Origin of the sequence: Limnospira sp. (assembly GCF_051859755.1) — a bacterium.
In the GTDB taxonomy this organism is placed as follows: domain Bacteria; phylum Cyanobacteriota; class Cyanobacteriia; order Cyanobacteriales; family Microcoleaceae; genus Limnospira; species Limnospira fusiformis.
In genome coordinates, this window is sequence record NZ_JBIMLI010000081.1 from 1 (window position 1) to 2,738 (window position 2,738).

1 protein-coding gene is annotated in these 2,738 nt (G+C 49.0%); it reads left to right on the plus strand.

Features of this window, described 5'->3' with window-relative positions; genetic code table 11:
• The first annotated feature begins 322 nt into the window (after nt 1-322).
• Nucleotides 323-2,356, plus strand: a complete 2,034-nt coding sequence (locus ACTIE0_RS14640; protein WP_150105386.1) for an SBBP repeat-containing protein — start codon at nt 323-325, stop codon at nt 2,354-2,356.
• Nucleotides 2,357-2,738 lie beyond the last annotated feature (382 nt).

The following is a 2,738-nucleotide window of genomic DNA, read 5'->3' on the forward strand; positions in this document are numbered from 1 at the left end:
CCGCTGTTGGGTTTCACCCAACCTACCCAGAGCTATAGGCTCAAAAAACCATTATATATGTCGGCACGGTTTCCCATGATTTAATAATAAGTCAAGCTCCCATATTTGTCAAGGAAAAAATTGGGATTTTTAGAGTTTTTTTAGGATTGCCTAAGCTGCTGATGAGTGGGGGGTTTTAGAGAGTGTGAGGTAATAGTGCGATCGCTTTTTTTAAGAATGATGGTGGCCGGTTATATTGAGAGCCAAGTACAATTGTCGTTAGCCATGTAAATACCAATCCAGGTATGAAATCTTTATGGCTCCCTTGGAGGGGGATACCCTAATGAACAATACTAGCGAAATATTCCATATTTTTGAATCATCAGATTCTCAGAATTTCATGCCCTCACAGGGATTCAGTGGGGTAGAAGGTGAACCAGTAGCAGTACAGATGTCCGCGCCGCCAGAGTTCGCCTGGACGCGCCTGTTGGGAACCAGTGCTTGGGACCAGGCATTAGCCCTGACCACCGGTAGTGATGGCTCGATTTATGTAGCCGGCTATACTGATGGCGACCTAGACGGACAAACCAATAGTGGTGCCGCTGATGCCTTTATCAGCAGGTTCCACCCTGATGGCACTCAAGACTGGACGCGCCTGTTGGGAAGCGGTGAGTATGACGTGGCATCAGCCCTGACCACTGGCCTTGATGGCTCGATTTATGTAGCCGGCTATACTGATGGCGACCTAAATGGACAAACCAATAGTGGCGAATGGGATGCCTTTATCAGCAGGTTCCAGCCTGATGGCACTAAAGCCTGGACGCGCCTGTTGGGAACCAGTGCTTGGGACCAGGCATTAGCCCTGACCACCGGTAGTGATGGCTCGATTTATGTAGCCGGCTATACTGATGGCGACCTAGACGGACAAACCAATAGTGGTGAGGGGGATGCCTTTATCAGCAGGTTCCAGCCTGATGGCACTAAAGCCTGGACGCGCCTGTTGGGAACCAGTAATTTTGACGTGGCTAATGCCCTGACCACCGGTAGTGATGGCTCGATTTATGTAGCCGGCTATACTGATGGCGACCTAGACGGACAAATCAATAGTGGTGACGCTGATGCCTTTATCAGCAGGTTCCAGCCTGATGGCACTCAAGACTGGACGCGCCTGTTGGGAACCTGGGGACCTGACTATGCATCAGCCCTGACCACCGGTAGTGATGGCTCGATTTATGTGGCGGGCGAGACTATGGGCAACTTAGATGGGCAAACCCGTAGTGGTTTTTATGCTGAGTTTGATGCCTTTATCAGCAGGTTCCAGCCTGATGGTACTCAAGACTGGACGCGCCTGTTGGGAAGCGGTGAGTATGAGGGGGCATCAGCCCTGACCACCGGTAGTGATGGGTCTATTTATGTGGCGGGCTGGACTGGGGGCAACCTAGACGGACAAATCAATAGTGGTATGGCTGATGGCTTTATCAGTAGGTTCCAGCCTGATGGCACTAAAGACTGGACGCGCCTGTTGGGAAGCGGTGAGGCTGACGTGCCTCGTGCCCTGACCACCGGTAGTGATGGGTCTATTTATGTGGCGGGCGAGACTACGGGCGACCTAGATGGGCAAACCAATAGTGGTGGCGGTGATGCCTTTATTAGCAGGTTGATAGTAGATGGTACTGACACACCGGAGAGACCAGAAATTCATCAAGTCATTAATTGGGATAGTTTCCCGCCTCAAATTACCGGAGTTTTGCCAACCGAGAATCAAGGCTCTATTACTCAACCTTTACCCAATCAATGGTTTGGGACTGACCATCATGATGTAATTATCGGGACGGCTTCTGATGAAACTTTGCTGGGTTTTCAAGGTGATGATTGGCTCCAGGTTTCCCAGGGAAATAATACTCTGTTTGGCGGTCAGGGTAATGATATCTTAGTTGCTGGTCAGGGGGATGATATCCTATTGGGAAATAAGGATGATGATATCCTATTTGGAGGCGACGGCAATGATGCCATTTATGGTGGTCAGGGGAATGATACCTTGGTAGCAGGTAATGGGAATCAGATTTTGTTTGGAGACCAGGGTAATGATATCCTATTTGGAGGCACTCAAGGTGTTGATACTCTGGTGGGAGGCGAGGGAAATGATACTTTGGTAATGCTTCCGGGAGAAGGTTACAGCATGGTAACTGACTTTCAGGTAAATCAGGATATGGTGGTTTTGCTCGGTAGCCCTGATGACTATGAAATTGGGTCACTACCCAGCGGTTTTCATAGTGGTACAGCTATTTATGTAGCCGGTTCTGACCAACTGGTGGGTGTCCTGGAAGGGGTTACTAATGTCAGTTTAGAAGATGGTAATATCTTCGGTTGGGGGTAGGTGATGGTTGGGCGGCTTTCCGTTTAGCTACTTGTCTATGAGATGGGCTGAAAGTGCGATCGCTTTTTTCGATTTACTGCCTAATTAGAACCTTGACCCGTTTCTAGGCATATATATGTCGCCACGGATTTCCATGCTTCTATAATAAGTCAAGTGGCGGGATTTGTCAAGGGGTAAAACTGGGATTTTGGGAGTTTTTTTAAGGATGGCTGAAATGGGTGATTTGGCGGCGGTTGGGTGAGGGGTTAGAGAAGGGGTTGATTGATGGTGTTGGGTTGCACCTAACCTACTTTCATCAGATGACGGTGTTGGGTTGCACCTAACCTACTTTCATCAGATGACGGTGTTGGGTTGCACCTAACCTACTTTCATCAGATGACGG

Excerpts from the sequence above, each read along its gene's own strand:
- ACTIE0_RS14640 (WP_150105386.1), top strand. The coding sequence starts at position 323 with ATGAACAATACTAGCGAAATATTCCATATTTTTGAATCATCAGATTCT.